This window comes from Ralstonia sp. VS2407 (genome assembly GCF_052950655.1).
This window is the reverse complement of the sequence record NZ_JBRFVG010000243.1, coordinates 1-471: the sequence shown is the minus strand read 5'-3', so window position 1 is coordinate 471 and position 471 is coordinate 1. Positions and strand designations below refer to the sequence as shown.

Sequence of the window (471 nt, the reverse complement as noted above, 5' to 3'; positions counted from 1 at the left end):
CATCGATGGTGTCCTTGCCAGCCCCATCACTACCTTCCTGTATGAGACTGGCCAGGTCCTCATCGGACTTGGCCAGCGAACGAGCCATTCTCTCAACATCGTGTTCGAGAGTGTCGATGATCTCGCTGACCTCTTCCACGGTCCACGGCTCATCCCCGTCTCGCACGGGCAAGGACTTGGCAATCGCCGCCACATCATGCTCAGACATGGTGACCTCCATTGATCGACATCAGGGGTCCTGGGGAACCCAGGACTTCGCGAAGCGGTCAACACTGCTCCACGACTGATGGCAAATAGTACTCGGCCATGATGGCAATCCCGAACATGGACCCTCATGTCACAGGATGTTCATGTGGGCTTCGCCCACACGACACCAAGGGGTTCCCCAACCATCTGGGGAACCCCGAAGCAGATCAGCGCATCGCCGCTGATCATCAATTACGCATGAGCCTCAGTTGTTGGACCCGTCAC

General features: G+C 57.3%; 1 protein-coding gene. It reads right to left on the bottom strand.

The features are described 5' to 3' along the window. On the bottom strand, nucleotides 1-208 hold a 208-nt coding region (locus ACU8YE_RS24840), incomplete at its 3' end, for a hypothetical protein (protein WP_446930200.1). Nucleotides 209-471 lie beyond the last annotated feature (263 nt).